The sequence below is a fragment of the Streptomyces capparidis genome, from assembly GCF_054782095.1.
On the sequence record NZ_BAAGTD010000036.1, the window covers coordinates 1 to 17,143 of the forward strand.

13 protein-coding genes are annotated in these 17,143 nt (G+C 77.0%); 10 read left to right on the plus strand and 3 right to left on the minus strand.

Going from position 1 to position 17,143, the window contains the following annotated elements; genetic code table 11:
• The first annotated feature begins 121 nt into the window (after positions 1 to 121).
• From ACYVO2_RS25450 to ACYVO2_RS25480, 7 genes are all read left to right on the plus strand, one after another.
• The gene (locus tag ACYVO2_RS25450) at positions 122 to 733 is read left to right on the plus strand and encodes a VOC family protein (RefSeq protein WP_461010312.1); all 612 of its coding nucleotides are present in this window, start codon (positions 122 to 124) and stop codon (positions 731 to 733) included.
• Positions 730 to 2,295 (plus strand): FAD-dependent oxidoreductase, encoded by a 1,566-nt coding sequence (locus ACYVO2_RS25455; protein ID WP_461010313.1) that lies wholly within the window; start codon positions 730 to 732, stop codon positions 2,293 to 2,295. The genes ACYVO2_RS25450 and ACYVO2_RS25455 overlap by 4 nt, the downstream gene beginning before the upstream one ends.
• Positions 2,296 to 2,494: 199 nt before the next feature.
• Positions 2,495 to 3,616, plus strand: a complete 1,122-nt coding sequence (locus ACYVO2_RS25460; protein WP_461010314.1) for an NAD(P)-dependent alcohol dehydrogenase — start codon at positions 2,495 to 2,497, stop codon at positions 3,614 to 3,616.
• 200 nt (positions 3,617 to 3,816) lie between these two features.
• Positions 3,817 to 4,455 (plus strand): response regulator transcription factor, encoded by a 639-nt coding sequence (locus ACYVO2_RS25465; protein ID WP_461010394.1) that lies wholly within the window; start codon positions 3,817 to 3,819, stop codon positions 4,453 to 4,455.
• A 232-nt stretch (positions 4,456 to 4,687) separates the two neighbouring features.
• Positions 4,688 to 6,766 (plus strand): sensor histidine kinase, encoded by a 2,079-nt coding sequence (locus ACYVO2_RS25470; protein ID WP_461010315.1) that lies wholly within the window; start codon positions 4,688 to 4,690, stop codon positions 6,764 to 6,766.
• Positions 6,767 to 6,905: 139 nt separating this feature from the next.
• Positions 6,906 to 7,049 (plus strand): hypothetical protein, encoded by a 144-nt coding sequence (locus ACYVO2_RS25475; protein WP_461010316.1) that lies wholly within the window; start codon positions 6,906 to 6,908, stop codon positions 7,047 to 7,049.
• 232 nt (positions 7,050 to 7,281) lie between these two features.
• Positions 7,282 to 8,031, plus strand: coding sequence for a hypothetical protein (locus ACYVO2_RS25480; protein WP_461010317.1), 750 nt, complete (start codon positions 7,282 to 7,284; stop codon positions 8,029 to 8,031).
• Between the two features lie 72 nt (positions 8,032 to 8,103).
• Here the strand turns inward: ACYVO2_RS25480 and ACYVO2_RS25485 are convergent, their stop codons facing one another.
• Both ACYVO2_RS25485 and ACYVO2_RS25490 read right to left on the minus strand, forming a co-directional pair.
• Complete coding sequence (locus tag ACYVO2_RS25485; RefSeq protein ID WP_461010318.1) at positions 8,104 to 8,871, minus strand: SGNH/GDSL hydrolase family protein; 768 nt, start codon at positions 8,869 to 8,871, stop codon at positions 8,104 to 8,106.
• 332 nt (positions 8,872 to 9,203) lie between these two features.
• Positions 9,204 to 10,085 carry an RluA family pseudouridine synthase gene (locus ACYVO2_RS25490; protein WP_461010319.1) on the minus strand — a complete coding sequence of 294 codons (882 nt, stop codon included), beginning with the start codon at positions 10,083 to 10,085 and terminating at the stop codon, positions 9,204 to 9,206.
• A gap of 279 nt (positions 10,086 to 10,364) precedes the next feature.
• On the opposite strand from ACYVO2_RS25490, the gene ACYVO2_RS25495 reads away from it, so the two are divergent.
• From ACYVO2_RS25495 to ACYVO2_RS25505, 3 genes are all read left to right on the plus strand, one after another.
• Positions 10,365 to 12,068, plus strand: coding sequence for an IclR family transcriptional regulator domain-containing protein (locus tag ACYVO2_RS25495; protein ID WP_461010320.1), 1,704 nt, complete (start codon positions 10,365 to 10,367; stop codon positions 12,066 to 12,068).
• Between the two features lie 143 nt (positions 12,069 to 12,211).
• Complete coding sequence (locus ACYVO2_RS25500) at positions 12,212 to 15,010, plus strand: AfsR/SARP family transcriptional regulator (protein WP_461010321.1); 2,799 nt, start codon at positions 12,212 to 12,214, stop codon at positions 15,008 to 15,010.
• Between the two features lie 17 nt (positions 15,011 to 15,027).
• The gene (locus ACYVO2_RS25505) at positions 15,028 to 15,921 is read left to right on the plus strand and encodes a S1 family peptidase (RefSeq protein ID WP_461010322.1); all 894 of its coding nucleotides are present in this window, start codon (positions 15,028 to 15,030) and stop codon (positions 15,919 to 15,921) included.
• Here ACYVO2_RS25505 and ACYVO2_RS25510 read toward each other — a convergent pair.
• Entirely contained in the window at positions 15,915 to 16,625 is a 711-nt protein-coding gene (locus ACYVO2_RS25510; RefSeq protein ID WP_461010323.1) for a DedA family protein, read from the minus strand. The genes ACYVO2_RS25505 and ACYVO2_RS25510 overlap by 7 nt on opposite strands.
• Between the last annotated feature and the right edge of the window lie 518 nt (positions 16,626 to 17,143).

The following is a 17,143-nucleotide window of genomic DNA, read 5'->3' on the forward strand; positions in this document are numbered from 1 at the left end:
GCCACCCCGCCCCCGCCGCCCCCGCCGCCCCGCCGCGGCCCCCGCGCCCGGCGTCCCCCGCCGCCGCGGCCCGAGCGGCCACCGCCCCCGAGCACCCCGAGCACCCCGAGAGGAACCCGTCATGACCCGCCTGCGCGTCCCCGGCGCCACCGCCGTCCACCACATCGCCTACACCGTGCCCGACCTGGAGCAGGCCGTCGCGTTCTGCACCGACGTCCTCGGCGCCGAGCTCGCCTACCGCACCGGGCCGATCCGCGACCCGGAGGGCGACTGGATGAGCCGCCAGTTGGGCGTCCACCGCAAGGCCACCGCCCACATCGCCATGCTGCGCCTGGGCCCGGTCACCAACCTGGAACTGTTCGAGTACTCCGCCCCCGGGCAGTGGCGCGAGCAGCCCCGCAACAGCGACTGGGGCGGGCACCACCTGGCGCTGCACACCGAGGACTTCGACGCCGCCGTGCGGTACCTCACCCGGCAGCCCGGGGTGCGGCTGCTCGGCGAGCCGCAGACCGTCGGCGAGGGGCCCATCGCGGGCACCCGCTGGGTGTACCTCACCACGCCGTGGGGGTTGCACCTGGAGCTGGTGGCCACCCCGGCCCGGCTGCCGTACCACGCGGACACGCCGGTGCGGCTCTTCGAGCCCGCCACCGCGCCGCGGGCATCCGTGCCCGCGCCGCACATCCCCGGCCCCGCGGGGCGGGCGGGGCGCGCGGGGAAGGGGGCCGCCCGATGACCGCCCGTGTCTTCGGCCCCGGCACCCCGCCCGTCGTGCGCGGCCACGCCGACACCTACGACGCCGACGTGGCCGTCATCGGCTCGGGGGCGGGCGGCGCCACCCTGGCCTGGGCCCTGTCCACCACCGGTGCCCGCGTCCTGCTGCTCGAACGGGGCGGGTTCCTGCCCCGCGAACCCGCCAACTGGTCCCCGAAGGCCGTGTTCGCCGAGGGCCGGTACCACAACGCCGGCCCCTGGCGGACCCCGGAGGGGCGCCGCTTCACCCCCTCGGCGCACCACGGTGTCGGCGGCACCACCAAGGTCTACGGCGCCGCGCTGCCCCGGCTGCGCGAGGACGACTTCGGGGAGGTTGAGCACGCCGGCGGCACCTCGCCCGCCTGGCCGTTCACCTACCGCGACCTGGAGCCGTACTACGCGGAGGCGGAGCGCCTGTACGCGGTGCACGGCCGCGCGGGCGCCGACCCCACCGAGCCGCCGCGCTCGGGGCCGTTCCCGTGGCCGCAGGTCCCGCACGAGCCGGCCGTCGCCGCCCTGGCGGAGCGGCTGCGCGCCCAGGGCCTGCACCCGTACCCGCTGGAACTCGGCATCGACCTGGCCCCCGGCGGCACCTGTGTGCGCTGCGGCACCTGCGACGGCTTCCCGTGCCGCGTCGGCGCCAAGAGCGACGCGGAGACCCGGGCGCTGTGGCCGGCGCTGCGCAGCCCCACGGTCCGGCTGCTCACCCACACCCGCGCGGAGCGGCTGCGCACCGACGCCTCCGGGCGGCGGGTCACCGCCGTCGAGGCGGTGCGCGGCGGGCGCAGGACGGTGGTGCGGGCGGGCACGGTCGTGGTGTCCTGCGGTGCCGTGGGCTCGGCCGCGCTGCTGCTGCGCTCGGCGTCCGCCGCCCACCCGGACGGGCTCGCCAACGGCAGCGGGCTCGTCGGGCGGCGGCTGATGCTGCACAACAACACGGTGCTGCTCGCGGTGGACCCGCGCCGCCGCAACCCCGTCACCTTCCAGAAGACCCTCGCCGTCAACGACCACTACCGCGCGGGGCCGGGCAGCCCGTACCCGCTGGGCAACATCCAGCTCATGGGCCGGGTGCCCGGCGAGGCGCTGCGGGCGGACGCGCCGTGGGCGCCAGGGTTCGCCCTGGACCTCGCGGCGGCGCGCGGGGTGCCCTGGTGGGTGATGTCGGAGGACCTGCCCGACCCCGGGAACCGGGTGCTGCCCGGGTCGGGGGACGCGGAGGTCACCGTGCGCTGGCGGCCCACGAACACCGCCGCCCACCGCCGCCTGGTGCGGGTCGCCGCGGCCATGGCGCGCCACGCCGGATACCCGCTGGTGCTGCGCCGCCGGATGGGTGTGGAGGCCACGGGCCACCAGTGCGGCACCACCGTGGCGGGCGAGGACGAGGCCCGCTCGGTGCTCGACCCGTACTGCCGCAGCCACCAGGTACGGAACCTGCTCGTGGTGGACGCCGGGTTCTTCCCGTCCTCCGCCGCGGTCAACCCGACCCTGACGATCGCGGCGCAGGCGCTGCGCGCGGCCCGCGCCCTGCACACGGCCGGGGGGTGAGGGCCCGCCTCCACGGGAGCGGCGCCCTCCGGAGGCCGGGGCGCCGCCCCCGGGCCCCCGACCCGTCGTCCGGCATCAGCCGTCCGCCGATGGCCATTAGCCGATCGCCGATCGCCGATGCGGCAATCACCGTCCGCCATCCGCCATCCGCCATTCCCCAATTGCCATTCCCCGTTCGCCATTCGAAAGAGGTTCCACCATGCCCATCGCCACCGCCGCCGTGGTCCGCTCCCGGGGCGGGCGCTTCGCCCCCGAGGAGATCCGCGTCGACACCCCCCGCGCCGACGAGGTGCTGGTGCGGGTGCGTGCCGCCGGGCTGTGCCACACCGACCTCAGCGTCCGCTCCGGCCGCACCCCCTTCCCGCTGCCCGCCGTCCTGGGACACGAGGCCGCGGGCACGGTGGAGCGGGTCGGGCCCGCGGTCACCGCTGTCGCGCCGGGGGACACGGTCGTGCTGACCTTCGACTCCTGCGGGGCGTGCCTGCCGTGCCGCACCGGTCGGCCGGTGGGGTGCGCGCACTGGCCCGCCCTGAACCTGTTCGGCGGCACCCGGCTGGACGGCAGCCCGACGGTGCGCGGCACCGGCCGCCACGTGGGCGCACCGCTGCACGGCCACTTCTTCGGCCAGTCGTCGTTCGCCACCCTGGCGCTGGCCAGCGAGCGCAACGCGATCGCGGTGCCCGCGGGGCTGCCGCCGCGGCTGCTGGCGCCGCTGGGATGCGGGGTGCAGACGGGCGCGGGCGCGGTGCTCAACGTGCTGCACCCCGGCCCCGGGGACACCCTGGTGGTGTACGGGGCGGGCTCGGTAGGCCTGTCCGCGGTGATGGCGGCGCGGCTGACCGCGGCCACCCGGGTGGTGGCCGTGGACCGGGTGCCGGCCCGGCTGGAGCTGGCCCGCGAGCTGGGCGCCACGCACACCGTGGACGCCCGGGACGGCGACCCCGCCGGGGCGGTGGCCGAGGCGACCGGGCGCGGCGGCGCCGAGTACGCGCTGGAGACCACCGGCAGCCCCCAGGTGCTGCGGCAGGCGGTGGACGGCCTGGCGGTCGGCGGGACCTGCGGTGTCGTCGGGGCGCCGCCCGCCGGGACCGAGGTGCGGCTGGACGTGCCCGCGATGCTGGACCGCGGGCCGCGCGTGGTCGGGATCAACCAGGGCGGCAGTGTGCCGCGGCGCTTCCTGCCGGTGCTGGCCGAGCTGTGCCGCTCGGGGCGGCTGCCGGTGGCGGCGATCACCCGGTCGTTCCCGTTCCCCGCGGTGGAGGAGGCCGCCCGGGCGGCGCTGTCCGGCGCGGTGGTCAAGCCGGTGCTGGAGATGCCGTGACCGGGCGTCCGGCGCCGGCGGGCGGCGCGGCGGCGCGGCCGGGCAGTCCCGGATATCCGGGCGTCGTCGGCCGCGCCGATCACCGTCCGTGCGCCGTGGCCACTAGTATCCGTGGCGGGGGCGATCCTGTGGACGTTTCTCCCGGCGATCCTGTGGGTGATCACGTGGGCGAGGAAGAGGACCGGCCCGAGCTGCGCGTCATGATCGTGGACGACCATCCGCTCTTCCGCGAGGGGCTGCGGTTCGCGCTGGAGAGCGCCGAGGGCGTGCAGGTCGTCGCGGAGGCCGAGACCGCGGCCGAGGTGCCGGGGGCGGCGGAGCGGGGCCAGCCCGACGTGGTGGTGATGGACCTTTCGCTGCCGGACGCCTCCGGCCTGGAGGCCACCCGCAGGCTGCACGAGGCCCACCCCGGGCTGCCGGTGCTGATGCTCACCATGAGTGACGACGACGGCAGCCTGCTGGCCGCCCTCCAGGCGGGGGCGCGCGGCTACCTGGTCAAGGGTGCCGGGCGGGAGGAGACCCTGCACGCGGTGCGCACGGTGGCCGCGGGCGGCGCGGTGTTCGGGTCGGAGGTGGCCAGCCGCCTGGCCGCGCTGGTCCAGGGCGGCCGCCGCAGGGACGCGGAGCAGTTGTTCCCGGAGCTGACGGCGCGCGAGGTGGAGGTGCTGGGGCTGATCGCCCGCGGGTACGACAACCGGCGGGTGGCGCGGGAGCTGGTGCTCTCGGAGAAGACGGTGCGCAACCACGTCACCCACATCTTCGAGAAGCTGCACGTCGTCACCCGGGCCGAGGCGGTGGCGAAGGCCAGGGACGCGGGCCTGGGCGCCGACGACGACTGACCCGCGCCCCGCCCGTCCGTTCCTCCCCGCCCGCCCCGGTCCCCCCGCCCCGTCCGGGCCGGTCCCTGGCCGCGCCCGTCCCGGCCGTCCGTGACCGACGACCGTGACCGGGACGGGACCGGGGTCCCGGGTGTTCGGGACATCGGGCGGTCCACGCTGGAAGGACGGGTGCGCGACGGGGGACGGGGGACTCGGGGGCCAGTCCGCGTGCCCCGCCGGAGGTGGAGGACCCGTGACCGCATCACAGACAACTCCCGTGTCGCCGCCCGGTCTGCTCCGCGCGTACGGCCTGTGCGCGCTGGCCCTGCTCGCCGCGTTCTGCTGGCTCGGCGCGGCCCTCGGCAACCTGGACACCCCCTGGATGGGCGACTGGTTCCCCTGGGGCGCCAGGAACCTGCTGCTGGGCTGCGCCCTCGCCGTCTCCGGCGCGTTCCTGGTGGCCCGGCGCGCGGCGCGGTCGCTGGGGTGGCTGCTGCTCGGCTCCGGCTGCGCCCTCAACCTCGCCGAGGCGGTGTCCCTCACGGCCGCCCTGGCCGGGGTGCCGCAGGGGCCTTACACGCTGCTGTTCTGCGCGGTGCTGGCGCTGCGGGCGCCGTATGTGGCGGTGATGCTGGCGCTGCCGCTGTGGCTGCCCGACGGGCGCCTGCCGCGCCGGTGGGGCCGCTGGGCGGTGGCGGCCGTCGCGGCCTGGTGCGCGCTGCTCGTGCTCCACGACGGGCTGCTGTGGGGCGAGCACTACGGGGTGCCGATCGTGCTGCCGGAGTGGGCGGGCGCCGGGCTGACCGAGGCGCTGGGCCCGGACCTCGACCTGCCGATGCTGGCGGTGACGCCCACGCTGCCGGTGGCGGCGCTGGCGGTGATGGCCGTGCGGTGGCGGCGCTCGCCCGGTCGGCACGGCGGGCTCGCCGTGCTGCTCACGCCGTACCTGCTGTGGATGGCGATGGTCTTCTCCGCCCCCCATCTGCCGCTGTCCCCGGTCGCCACCGAGGTGGTGTACCACGTGGGCACGGCGATCTGGCCGCTGGCCGTGGTGCAGGGCTTCGCCAGGGACCGCACCTGGTACCTGGACCGCACCGACCGGCGGGTGCTGACGGGCTTCCTGCTCACCTACGGGCTGGCCACGGTGTACGGCGGCGCGATCCTCGCCCTGTCGCTGCTGGTCCCGGGCGCGCTGACGCCGGGGGCGCTGTCCATGGCGGCGCTGGCGCTGGTCGTCGGCGCCCTGGCGCGTCCCACGGGGCGCTGGGCGGCGCGGATGGTGGACCGCTACTACTACGGCGAGCGGGCCCACCCCTACCAGGTGGTGCGGGAGCTGGTGGACCGGCTCGGCCGGGCCGGGGACCCCTTCGACGCCCCCCGGCTGGTGTGCGCCACCGTGGTGCACACCCTGGGGCTGCCCGGCGCCTGCCTGGTGGTGGACACCCGGAGCGGGCCCCGGGAGCTGGCTCGCCTCGGGGACGTGCGGCGGCCCTGCGAGGACCATTCCCTGACCTACCGGGGCGAGGTGATCGGCAGGCTGACGGTGCCCGCGCGCCCCGGCGAGCACGCCCTGGACCGCCAGGACCGTGCGGCGGTGCGGGACCTGGCCGACCACGCGGCGCCCGCGATCGCCTCGCTGCGGCTGTACCAGGATCTGCGCTCCAGCCGCGAGCAGATCGTCCTCGCCCGCGAGGAGGAGCGGCGCCACCTGCGGCACGACCTGCACGACGGCCTCGGTCCCGCCCTGTCCGGGCTGCGCCTCCAGGCGGACGCGGTCCGCTCCTGCCTGCCGCCCGACGGCGCCGGGGCGAGGGCCATGCAGGCCGTCTCCGAGGGCATCGGGCAGGCCATCACGGAGCTGCGCCACATCACCGAGGGCCTGGCCCCCGCGGCGCTGAGCCGGGCCGGGCTGACCGCGGCGCTGCGTCAGCTCGCCGACCGGATGGCCGGGCCCTCGTTGTCCGTGGCGACCGCGTTCCGGCCGGACCCGCTGCCGCCGTTCCCGGCCGCGGTGGAGGTGGCGGTCTACCGGATCGCGGCGGAGGCGCTGAACAACGTGGTGCGGCACTCCCGGGCGGAGCGGGCGGTGCTGGAGGTGCGGGTGGAGGGCGGAGCGGTGACGGTGGAGGTGCGCGACGACGGGCACGGCTTCCCGGTGCACCGGGAGGGCCCGGGGCTCGGCCTGCGGTCCATGGCCGAGCGGGCCGAGGAGCTGGGCGGCGCCTTCGCGGTGTCGAGCGCCGCGGACGGGACGAGGGTGAGCGCGTCGCTGCCGGGGACGGTGGTGGAGGGGGAGCGGGCCGCGCGGCGGGAGGCGTGCCCCGGCGGCTGACGGGCGCGGGCCGGGACGAACGCGGGACCGGTGCCTCAGGCGTCCGGGACAGGCCGGGGACCACAGTGGACGCAGTAACCGCACATCGACCCCGCGACGCGGGCCGGGGTCACGCACGGAAGGCACGGTCGCACCCATCATGACCCACAGCACCACTCGGACGAGCGTGAAGACGCTCACCGCCCTGACCGCGGTCGGCGGACTGTTCGCGTTCCTCGCGCCGAAGGGCGCGAAGAACGCCGTCCGGTCGCTGGCCCGCAAGTGCACGGGGCCGCACTGGTGAGCGCACCCCCCTCACGGGGGTCCCGGGGCCCGGGCCGGTTCTCCGGCCCGGGCCCTTCCCTGTGCGCCCGCCCGCGGCGGCGGGGTGGCCGTTCCCCACGTCCGCGGGCGGGCGCAACTTCTGTTGCTGCAATCGGGGGCCATGTCGGTATGGCGCGTAATGTCCGATATGCCGGTTCTTCTACTGTCTGTGATGAAAGGCACACCCACTTCTTCCACAGTGAGGTCGCTTCATGTCCAAGTCCATCTATCGCGCGGTCGCCGCCGCCGGTCTCGCGGTGGCAGCCACTGCACTGCCCCTGTCCGGCACCGCGAGCGCCGACGACATCTTCATCGGGGGCGGCTGCGGCGGGTACGGCGGGTACCACCACGGCGGCTACACCGGTGCCACGTACGACGACAACGGCTACGGCCACGGCTACGGCGACGACCGGGGCGCGAAGGACGACGGCCGCGGGGGTGACGGCCGCGAGGGCGACCGGTACCGCGACGGCGGTGACAACGGGTACGGCGGCGGCGACTCGTACGGCGGCGGCGACTCGTACGGCCGCGACGGCGGCGAGAAGGGCCGCGACGGCGGCGACGACCGGAACGGCGACGACCGGAACGGCGGCGACGACCGGAACGGCAACGGCCACGGTGACGAAGGCCGCAACGGCGGGAACGACCGCGACGGCGGCCGGTACGGCGACGAGGGCCGCGACGGCGGCGACGACCGCAACGGTGACGACGGCCGCAACGGCAGCGACGGCCGCAACGGCAGCGACGGCAGCGACGGCGAGGGCCGCCACGGCGACGACGGTCGCAACGGCGACGACAACGGCGGCGGCAACAGCTACGCCGAGGGCGAGGGCTTCGGCGGCGACCACAAGAACGGCTCGGTCTTCAACGGCGTGGGCGGCTTCTACGACCAGTGCAACTACTACAACTTCCTCAGCTTCCGGGAGTGGGCGCAGGCCGACGACGGCTTCGGTCTCTTCTGACGGGCGCGCAGCACCGCGGCGGCTCCGCCCTCCGGGGCGGAGCCGCCGCGCGTGTGCCGTGCCGCGGCGCCGTCAGGCCAGGCCGCGGGGCAGCACCGCCGTCAGCGAGGGGTACCAGCGGTCGGACATCTTGCGGTCGCCCGAGGCGTTGGGGTGCACCCCGTCGTAGGTGTCGGTGGCCGTGTTGAACCCGCTCCACTGGTCCACCACGGTGATCGGCGAGCGGGTGGTGCTCAGGCCGCGCGCCCAGCCCGGGATCGCCGCGTTGAGGTTGACCACGCGCTGCCCGCACGCCGAGCAGCTCGACGGCGTCATGGGGATGATCTGCGCGACCAGGATCCGCATGTTCGGGTTGCTGGCGCGCATCTGCCCGACCAGCTTGGTGTAGGCGTTCAGGATCGTCGCGGTGGGAACGTTGCTCCACACGTCGTTGGTGCCCAGGTGCATCATCACCACGTCGGGGCGAGTGGCCGACAGCCAGCCGGGGAGCTGGTTCTGGTTGGCGATGTTGGTGGCCAGGTAGCCGCCGTGCCCCTCGTTCTCCCCGTCGTGGGGGAAGCCGCAGCCCTGGGCGGGCAGGGTGCCGACGAAGTCGACGCCGCTGTAGCCGGTGTTCTGGAGGCGCTGCCACAGCAGTGCCCGCCAGCAGCCCGGGGACCCGGTGATCGAGTCGCCGAGCGGCATCACCCTGGTCGGGGCCGCGGACTGGGCGCTGCCGCCCGTCAGCAGGACGCAGGTGGCCGCGAGCAGGGTGAGGACGATGCCGTGCACGAGCGCGCGGAACGGGCCGCGCGCCGCGCCGCCCCCCGTCGCCCCCGGTGTCGTGACGCTGGTGCTCATGGCTCCTCCCGGATGCCGGTGGTGGCCGAGTCGATGGCATGCACATGCTGCACGAGGTTGGCCGCGCTGAGAAGGCATGCGGCGTGAACCGGTTAATACGGCTGGATGCTGTGCTCCGCGCGGCCAGGCCCGGGCGCCGGGACGAGCCGGTTCACGAACCGCCGCCCCACCCGGCGCGGCGCGAGCTCCCGGCCGGGCGCCCGGCACGGACTCACGCCCGGGAGCCGTACTCCCTCGTGGCGCGCCCCGGCGCCGGACGCGCGGCGTCGACCAGCGGCCGCGCGAAGCGGCGCGCACCGGCCGGCGAGGCCCCGCGGCGAAGGGCCGGCAGGTCAGTCGCCGTCCAGCGCGCCCGCCTGCTCCGCGGCCCCCTCGGGGACCCCCGCCTCCGGGAACCGGGCCCCGTCCGCCGCCTCGAGCACCGCCTCGGGCCCGCCGCCCGGCAACCGGCCGGCGACCGCCGCCCAGAAGTCCCGCCCGGGCGGCGCCGTCACCGTCATTCGCGCCCGCGGGCCCGCCCACGCCGCGTCGAACGACAGGCGCCACGAGTGCAGCGCCGTGCGGGCGCCGCGCGCCGCGCTCTGCTTGTCGAACAGCGGGTCGCCCTCGATGGGGTGGCCGATCCAGGCCAGGTGCACCCGGATCTGGTGCCGCCGCCCGGTGACCGGCCGCACCGCGAGCACCGCGTTCTCCCCGTCGTCCCACAGCCGGGCGAAGGAGGTCAGGGACGGGTAGGTCCGCACGTGCGTGAACACCTCGGACTCCGGCGCCGACCACCGCCCGTCCCCGGAGCCGGGCGCGGTGTCCGCCCGGATGCTCGCGCGGTGCGCCGCGATCCGCACCCGGTTCTTGCGGCCCACGCTCAGCGGCAGCTCCACCGTGCCCCGGCCGGGCAGGCCGCCGGGGCGGACCACGGCCAGGTACGCCTTGCCGACCGTGCGCCGGGTGAACTGGCGGGTCAGGTCCGGGTGGAACCGCATGTCCTTGGCGAACAGGATCACCCCGGAGGTGACCTTGTCGATGCGGTGCACGGGGTAGAGCCGCTCACCGGCCTCGCGGGCGAGCGTGACCAGGTCGGTCTCGTGCCGCTCGCCCATCACCGAGATCCCGGCGGGCTTGTCGAGCACCAGGACGGCCTCGTCCTCGAAGCACACGGACTCGCGCCGGATCCGCGCCCACTCCGGCCTCTCGGCTTCCCCGGCTCCCTCATCCACGTGTCGTTCACCGCTCCCACTGGCGTGTCCGCGGGGCGGTCGGCGCCCCGTCGCAGGTGATCGTAGCCGCCGCGGGCGGGTGCCCGCCGGGCCGGGACGCCCCTCCCCTCGTCCACCGCCACCAGCGACGTTCGCCAGGTGAACTTGCGTTCACTATGATGGCGGCCCGCGGCCCGCGCCCGCGGGTGTCCATCATGCGGCACCGCCGCCCGGCGCGCCCCGCCCCGCCCGCCGGCCCGCGCGGCCCGCCGCACGGACCCCACCGCCGAGGAGCCCGCCATGCCGCGTCCCGCACCGTCCGCCGCCGCGCCCGCGGCCCCCCGCGCCCGGGCCGGGGAGACCGTGGTCGGCCCGCTGGAGCGCGGCCTGGCCGTCCTGGAGGCGATGGCCGCCTCGGGCGAGCGCCGCCTGCGCGCCAGCGACCTCGCCCGCTCCACCGGCCTGGCCCGCTCCACCGTGGACCGGGTCGTCGGCACCCTGCTCCGCCTGGACCTGCTGCGCGAGGCCGGGCGCGACGTCGAGCTCAGCCCCCGCCTGATGGAGTTCGGCAACGCCTACCTGACCGGCTGCGGCGTCCCCGCGGCCCTCGGCCCGCTCGCCGGGCGGCTGGCCGACGAGTTCGACGAGTCGGTGTCGGTCGCGGTGCCCGACGGGGACGGGGTGCGCTTCGTCGTCCAGGTGCCCCGCCGCCGCGCCGCCATGCCGGTCTTCCGCGTCGGCGACCTGCTGCCCGCCGAGCGGTGCGCGCCCGGCGCCCTGTTCGCCGCCGAGTGGCCCCCGTCCGTCTTCGCCGCCTGGCGGGAGCGGCGCCGTGCCGACCCGGAGGGCCTCGGCTTCCCCGCGCTGCCGCGCGGCGCGGCCCGGGCGGGCCACGACGCGGACGGCGACGCGGAGGAGGCGTTCCGCCGCAGGACCGCCGAGGCCGCGGCCGCGGGCTGGTCGGCGGACGACCAGCTCATCGAGCGGGGCCTGGTGGCGGTCGCCGTGCCCGTCCGCGACGCCGCGGGGCGGATCGCCTGCGCGGTCGGCGTCGTCAGCCACACCAGCAGGCACACCGCGCGGTCGCTGCGCGAGCGGTGCCTGCCGAGGCTGCGCGAGCGGCTCCCCGCCATGGAGCGGGCCCTGGCCGCGCCGCCGCCCGCCGCCGTGCCCGCGGCCGGCCCCGTGCCCGACCCCGCCAGGGCCGCCAAGCAGGAGCTGGGGGCGGGCTTCCTCCAGTCGCTGGCCCGCGGCCTGGCCGTGCTCGTCGCCCTCGGCGCGGGTCCTGGCGGCCGGACCCTGTCGCAGACCGCCGAGGCCGCGGGGCTGGCCCGCGCCACCGCCCGCCGCTCCCTGCTCACCCTGGAGCAGCTCGGCTACGTCGAGGCCCGCGGGCGCGCCTTCCACCTGCGGCCGAAGGTGCTCGACCTCGGCCACGCCCGGCTGGCCCGGCTGGACTTCACCGACATCGCCGAGCCGCACCTGGCCCGCCTGGCGGCGCGGGTGCACGAGTCGGCGTCGCTGGCCGTCCTGGACGGCAACGACATCCGCTACGCCGCCCGGGTCCCCGCCTACCGGATCATGAGCGTGGACATCACCGTCGGCACCCGCTTCCCCGCCTACGCCACCTCCATGGGCCGGGTGCTGCTCGCCGGGCTCGACCCCGCCGAGCGCGCCGCCCGCCTGGCGCGCACCGAGCCGCGCCCGCTCACCCGGCACACCGTCACCGACCGCGCCGAGCTGGCCCGCGTCCTGGCGGAGACCGCGGCGCGCGGCCACGCCCTGGTGGACGAGGAGCTGGAGGAGGGGCTGCGGGCCATCGCCGTACCGGTGCGGGACCGCGACGGCCGCGTCGTCGCCGCGCTGAACGTCTCCACCCACACCGGCCGCGCCACCGCCGAGCAGTCTCTGGCCGCGCTGCTGCCCCCGCTCGCCGAGACCGCGGCCCGGATCGAGGCGGACCTGCACACCGCCTCCCGCTGGACGGCACCGCGCCTGCCCTGAACCCGGCCCGCCCCCGGCGCCGTCCGCACCCCCCGTGTGCCCCGTGTCCGGAACCGGCCTTGAGGAGAACTTGAACGCGCTGGTCGCAGCCGGGATCCTGAGCAGGACTCAGGCGGACCACGACGGGGACGGTCGCGTTGACGGTGGAGTTCGTGCTCCTGGGCACGGTGGAGGCGCGCGTCGGCGGACACCCTGTCGACCTCGGCCACGCGCGGCAGCGCTGCACCCTCGCGGCGCTGCTGGTGGACGCGGGCCTGCCGCTGCCCGCCGACCTGCTCGTGGACCGGGTGTGGGGCGACCGGGCGCCGCAGCGCGCCCGCGGCACGCTCTACAGCTACCTCTCCCGCCTCAGGACCGCCCTGGCCCCCGCCGACGGGGTCACCATCGCCCGGCGGTCGGGCGGCTACGTCCTCACCGTCGAGCGGGACGCGGTGGATCTGCACCGCTTCCGCGACCTGACCGCGCGCGCCCGCGCCGCCGACGGCGACGAGCGCGCCCACGAGCTGTACGAGCAGGCGCTGGCCCTGTGGCGGGGAGAGCCGTTCGCCGGGCTGGACAGCCCGTGGATCGGCGCCACCCGGGCCACCCTTGAGCAGGAGCGACACGCCGCCGAGCTGGACCGCAACGACGTGGCGCTGCGCCGCGGCCTGCACAGCGGCCTGACGGCCCACCTGAGCGCCCGCGCCGAGGAGCACCCGCTGGACGAGCGGCTCGCCGGGCAGTTGATGCTCGCCCTGTACCGGTGCGGCCGCCAGGCCGACGCGCTGGCGCACTACCGGCGCACCATGCGCAGGCTCGCCGACGCGCTCGGTATCGACCCCGGGCCCCGGCTGCGCCGGCTCCACCAGCGGATCCTCACCGCCGACCCGCGGCTGCACGGCCCCGCCCCCGGCCCCCCGCGCGCCGCCGCGACGGCCCGCGCCACCCCGGTGCCCCGCCAACTGCCCGCGCCACCCGCCCTGTTCACCGGCCGGGAGCGCGAACTGGCCGCCTTGGACGCGGTGCTCGCCGGGCGGCCCGGGGGCACCGTGCCGGTCGCCGCCGTGTGCGGCCCCGGCGGCATCGGCAAGACCTGGCTCGCGCTGCACTGGGGCCACCGCAACCTCGACCGGTTCCCCGACGGGCAGCTCCACGTCAACCTGCGCGGCTTCGACGCCGAGGCGGAGCCGGTCGCCCCGGCGGTCGCGGTGCGCGGCTTCCTCGACGCGCTCGGCGTGGACCCGGCGTCCGTGCCCGTCGACCCCGACGCCCGGGCGGCGCTGTACCGCAGCCTGGTCGCGGGCCGCCGCCTGCTGGTGGTGCTGGACGACGCCCGCGACGCCGAGCAGGTGCGCCCGCTGCTGCCGGGCAGCCCCGGCTGCGCGGTGCTGGTCACCAGCCGCAACCGCCTCACCGGCCTGGTCGCCACGCACGGCGCCCGGCAGGTGGCGCTCGACACCCTCGGCGACGCCGAGGCCCGCCGCCTGCTCGCCCGGGTGCTGACCGCGTCCCGGGTCGCCGCGGAGCCCGAGGCGGTCGCCGCCGTGGTGGACCGCTGCGCCGGGCTGCCGCTGGCGCTCGGCATCGCCGCCGCGCGCGCCGCCGCCCAGCCCGAGTTCCCGCTGGCCCTGCTCGCCGAGGAGCTCGCCGAGGCGGCCACCCGCCTGGACGCGCTGGACATCGGCGAGCTCAGCGGCGACCTGCGCGCGGTGTTCGCCGCCTCACTCGGCGCGCTGCCCGCCCCCGCGGCCCGCCTGTTCGCGCTGCTCGGCCTGGTCCCCGGGCCGGATGTCGCCGCCGACGCCGCGGCCTCGCTCGCCGCCGTCCCGCCCGCCCGGGCCAGGGCCCTGCTGCGGGACCTGGAGGCCGCCCACCTGGTGCGCCGGCACACCCCCGGCCGCTACCGGCTGCACGCCCTGGTCCGGCTGTACGCGGCCGAACGGGCCGCCGAGCGGACCGGGCAGGAGCGCGCCGCCGCGCTGAACCGCCTGGTGGACCACTACACGCACACCGCGCACGCCGCCTGCCGCGTCCTCCAGCCCGAGCACATCACCCCGGAGACCACCCCCGGGCCCCCGGCGCCCGGCTGCGCCGTCACCGCCCTCGACGACCCGGCCGCCGCCCTGGCCTGGTTCGACGCCGAGCACGCCGGGCTGCTCGCCGCGCAGCGGCTCGCCCTTGAGGCGGGCCTGGACGCCCGGGTGTGGCAGCTCGCCTGGTACGCGGCCCTGCACCACTGGCGCCGCGGCCACCTGCACGACGACCTCACCGCCTGGCACACCGCGCTGACCGCCGCCCGCAGGCACGGCGACCCGCGCGCGCTCGCTCTCACCCACTGGCGGCTGGGCCACGCCTGCTCCCAGGTCGGGCGCCGCGACGAGGCGCTTGAGCACCTGGCGCAGGCGCTCGCCCTGTTCGAGCGCACCGGGGACACCGTCCGCCGCGCCCACCTGCACCGCACCCTCGGCTGGGCCTGGGAGCAGCACGGCGACCCCCACCGGGCGCTGGAGCACGCCGAGCGCGCCCTGGGCCTGTACCAGCGGCTCGGCGCCACCACGTGGGAGGCCAGGCAGTTGAACTCGGTGGGCTGGTGCCTGGCGCAGTTGGGCCGGTTCGAGCCGGCCCGGGAGCGCTGCGAGCGGGCCCTGGCACTGTTCCGCAAGGGCGGCTCGGGCGGAGGTGAGGCGTCAACTCTGGACAGCCTGGGCTTCATCGCCCACAGTACCGGGCAGTACCTCACCGCTCTCGAGCACTACCACGAGGCGCTCGCCCTGTTCGCCGCGTCGGGCAACTCCTACGCCGAGGCCGACAGTTGGCTCCGCCTCGGCGACACCCACCGGGCGCTCGGCCGCGCCGGCGAGGCCCGCCACGCGTGGGAGCGCGCGCTCGACCTGTACCGCGCCCAGCACCGCGCCACGGACGCCCGGCGCGTCCAGGAACGCCTGGAGGCGCCCGGCCCATGACCCCCTAGGAGGTTCGGGTGAAGGTCAGCAAGGCGAAGGCGAACAGAGCACGTCCGGCGTTGTTCTCCAGGCCCGTGGCCGCCGTCCTCGGCCTCCTCGCCGCGGCCGCCCTCGCGCTGCCGGGCGCCGCCCCCGCGGGCGCCGCGCCCGGCCCGGCCGCCGCCCCCCTCCTCGTGCCCGAGTTGCCGTCCGTGCCCGGCACCGCCTGGTCCGCGGACGAGCGCACCGGCGCCGTCCGGGTGCTCGCCGACTCCACCGTCGATCCGGCCGCCCTGGCCGGGCTCCGCCGCGCCGCGGCCCGCGGCGGCGCCGAGGTGACCGTCGAGCGGATCCCCGGCGAGCTGCGCACCCTGCTCTCCGGCGGCGACGCCGTCCACTCCGGCGGCGCGCGCTGCTCCGCCGCGGTCAACGTCCGCAGCGGCACCACCTACTACTTCCTCACCGCCGGGCACTGCGCCCAGGCCGGCACCACCTGGTACGCCGACGCCGCCAACACCACGGTGGTCGGCTCCACGGCGGGCGTGAGCTTCCCCGGCAACGACTACGGCCTGGTGCGCCACACCAACCCCGCCGTCCCGCGCCCCGGCACGATCGGCCTGGTGGACGTGGACGGCACGGCCGGCGCGTACGTCGGCATGCAGGTGTGCCGCCGCGGTTCCACCACCGGGGTGCGCTGCGGGCAGGTCACCGGGGTGAACATGACGGTCAACTGGGGGAGCGGGGACGTCGTGTACGGCCTGATCCGCACCAACATCTGCGCGGAGCCCGGGGACAGCGGCGGCCCGCTGTACTCGGGCACCAAGGTCGTCGGCATCCTCGTCGGCGGCTCCGGGAACTGCTCGACCGGGGGCACCACCTTCTACCAGCCGATCCAGGAGCCGCTCGCCGCGTACGGGGTGGCCGTCTACTGACCGCGCCCTGCCCCGCTCCGGTCCCGGGGGGAGGCGCCCGTCCCGCGCCGTCTGCGGCCGTTGCCCGGCTTCAGGGCGCGCCGGACCACGAACCCGAGGACCGCGAGCGCGGCCAGGCCCAGCACGACCTTGGAGTACATGCCGACGTAGGTGGTGACCGCGTCCCAGTTCTCGCCGAGCAGGTAGCCGGCGAGCACGAACAGGGTGTTCCACACGGCGCTGCCCAGGGTGGTCAGGCCGAGGAAGGTGCCCAGTGGCATCCGCTCCACGCCGGCGGGCACCGACACCAGGCTGCGGAAGACCGGGATCATCCGGCCGAAAAGCACCGCCTTGCTGCCGTGCTTGAGGAACCACTCCTCGGTGCGCAGCACGTCCGCGGTCTTCACCAGCGGCAGCTTCTCCGCGAGCGCCAGGGTGCGGTCGCGGCCGAGGGCGGCGCCGACCCAGTACAGCGCGAGCGCGCCTATGACGGAGCCGGCGGTGGTGAACAGCAGCGCGGCTATCAGGTTCATCTCGCCGCGGCTCGCGGTGAACCCGGCCAGGGGCAGGATCACTTCGCTGGGCAGGGGCGGGAAGAGGTTCTCCAGTGCGATGGCGAGACCCGCGCCCGGGGCGCCGAAGGTCTCCATCAGCCCGGTGGCCCAGCCGGTGACCCCTCCGCTGGGGGCTTCCCCTTCCGCGGCCACGAGATATGTCCTGATCATGGGTCAAACGCTACCCATCCCGGAGCCGCCCGCCCATGCGGGCTCCCGCCAAGACGGTGTGCGGACTTCCACAGGGGGTCCTGGGGGGATCCGCAGGGGTGCGGGCCGCCGCAGCGGCCGCTGCGGGAAACCGCAGGGACGCGGAGGGCGCGGGATGGCTAACGTGGCGGTGCGCCGGGTGGCCGGTGCGCCGGGTGTGCCGCGTCCTCCCCGGGCCGGTGACCGGCGCGCGGCGTGGGCGGCGTCGGCCGCCCCCGGACAGGGAACCGCAGGACAGAACGGGACCGCACCGATGACGACGAACCGACACCCCACGACCGTACCGGCACCACGATGATCGGTGAGCGTGCCGCGGAACGAGACGACGACCCGCTGACGGCCGCTTCCCGGGCGGGGGACAGCAGCCGTGGGGAGGGGCGCGGCGGCCCGGTGGGCGGTGGGAACGCCGCCGGGCGGGACCACCGCCCCCTTGCGGACGCCTCCCGAGTGGGGGGCGGCAGCCGCCAGGGCCGGGCCGG

Coding starts and splice junctions, on each gene's coding strand:
- ACYVO2_RS25460 (WP_461010314.1), top strand. CDS start 2,495: ATGCCCATCGCCACCGCCGCCGTGGTCCGCTCCCGGGGCGGGCGCTTC.
- ACYVO2_RS25510 (WP_461010323.1), bottom strand. CDS start 16,625: ATGATCAGGACATATCTCGTGGCCGCGGAAGGGGAAGCCCCCAGCGGA.
- ACYVO2_RS25475 (WP_461010316.1), top strand. CDS start 6,906: ATGACCCACAGCACCACTCGGACGAGCGTGAAGACGCTCACCGCCCTG.
- ACYVO2_RS25495 (WP_461010320.1), top strand. CDS start 10,365: ATGCCGCGTCCCGCACCGTCCGCCGCCGCGCCCGCGGCCCCCCGCGCC.
- ACYVO2_RS25455 (WP_461010313.1), top strand. CDS start 730: ATGACCGCCCGTGTCTTCGGCCCCGGCACCCCGCCCGTCGTGCGCGGC.
- ACYVO2_RS25485 (WP_461010318.1), bottom strand. CDS start 8,871: ATGAGCACCAGCGTCACGACACCGGGGGCGACGGGGGGCGGCGCGGCG.
- ACYVO2_RS25450 (WP_461010312.1), top strand. CDS start 122: ATGACCCGCCTGCGCGTCCCCGGCGCCACCGCCGTCCACCACATCGCC.
- ACYVO2_RS25465 (WP_461010394.1), top strand. CDS start 3,817: ATGATCGTGGACGACCATCCGCTCTTCCGCGAGGGGCTGCGGTTCGCG.
- ACYVO2_RS25480 (WP_461010317.1), top strand. CDS start 7,282: ATGTCCAAGTCCATCTATCGCGCGGTCGCCGCCGCCGGTCTCGCGGTG.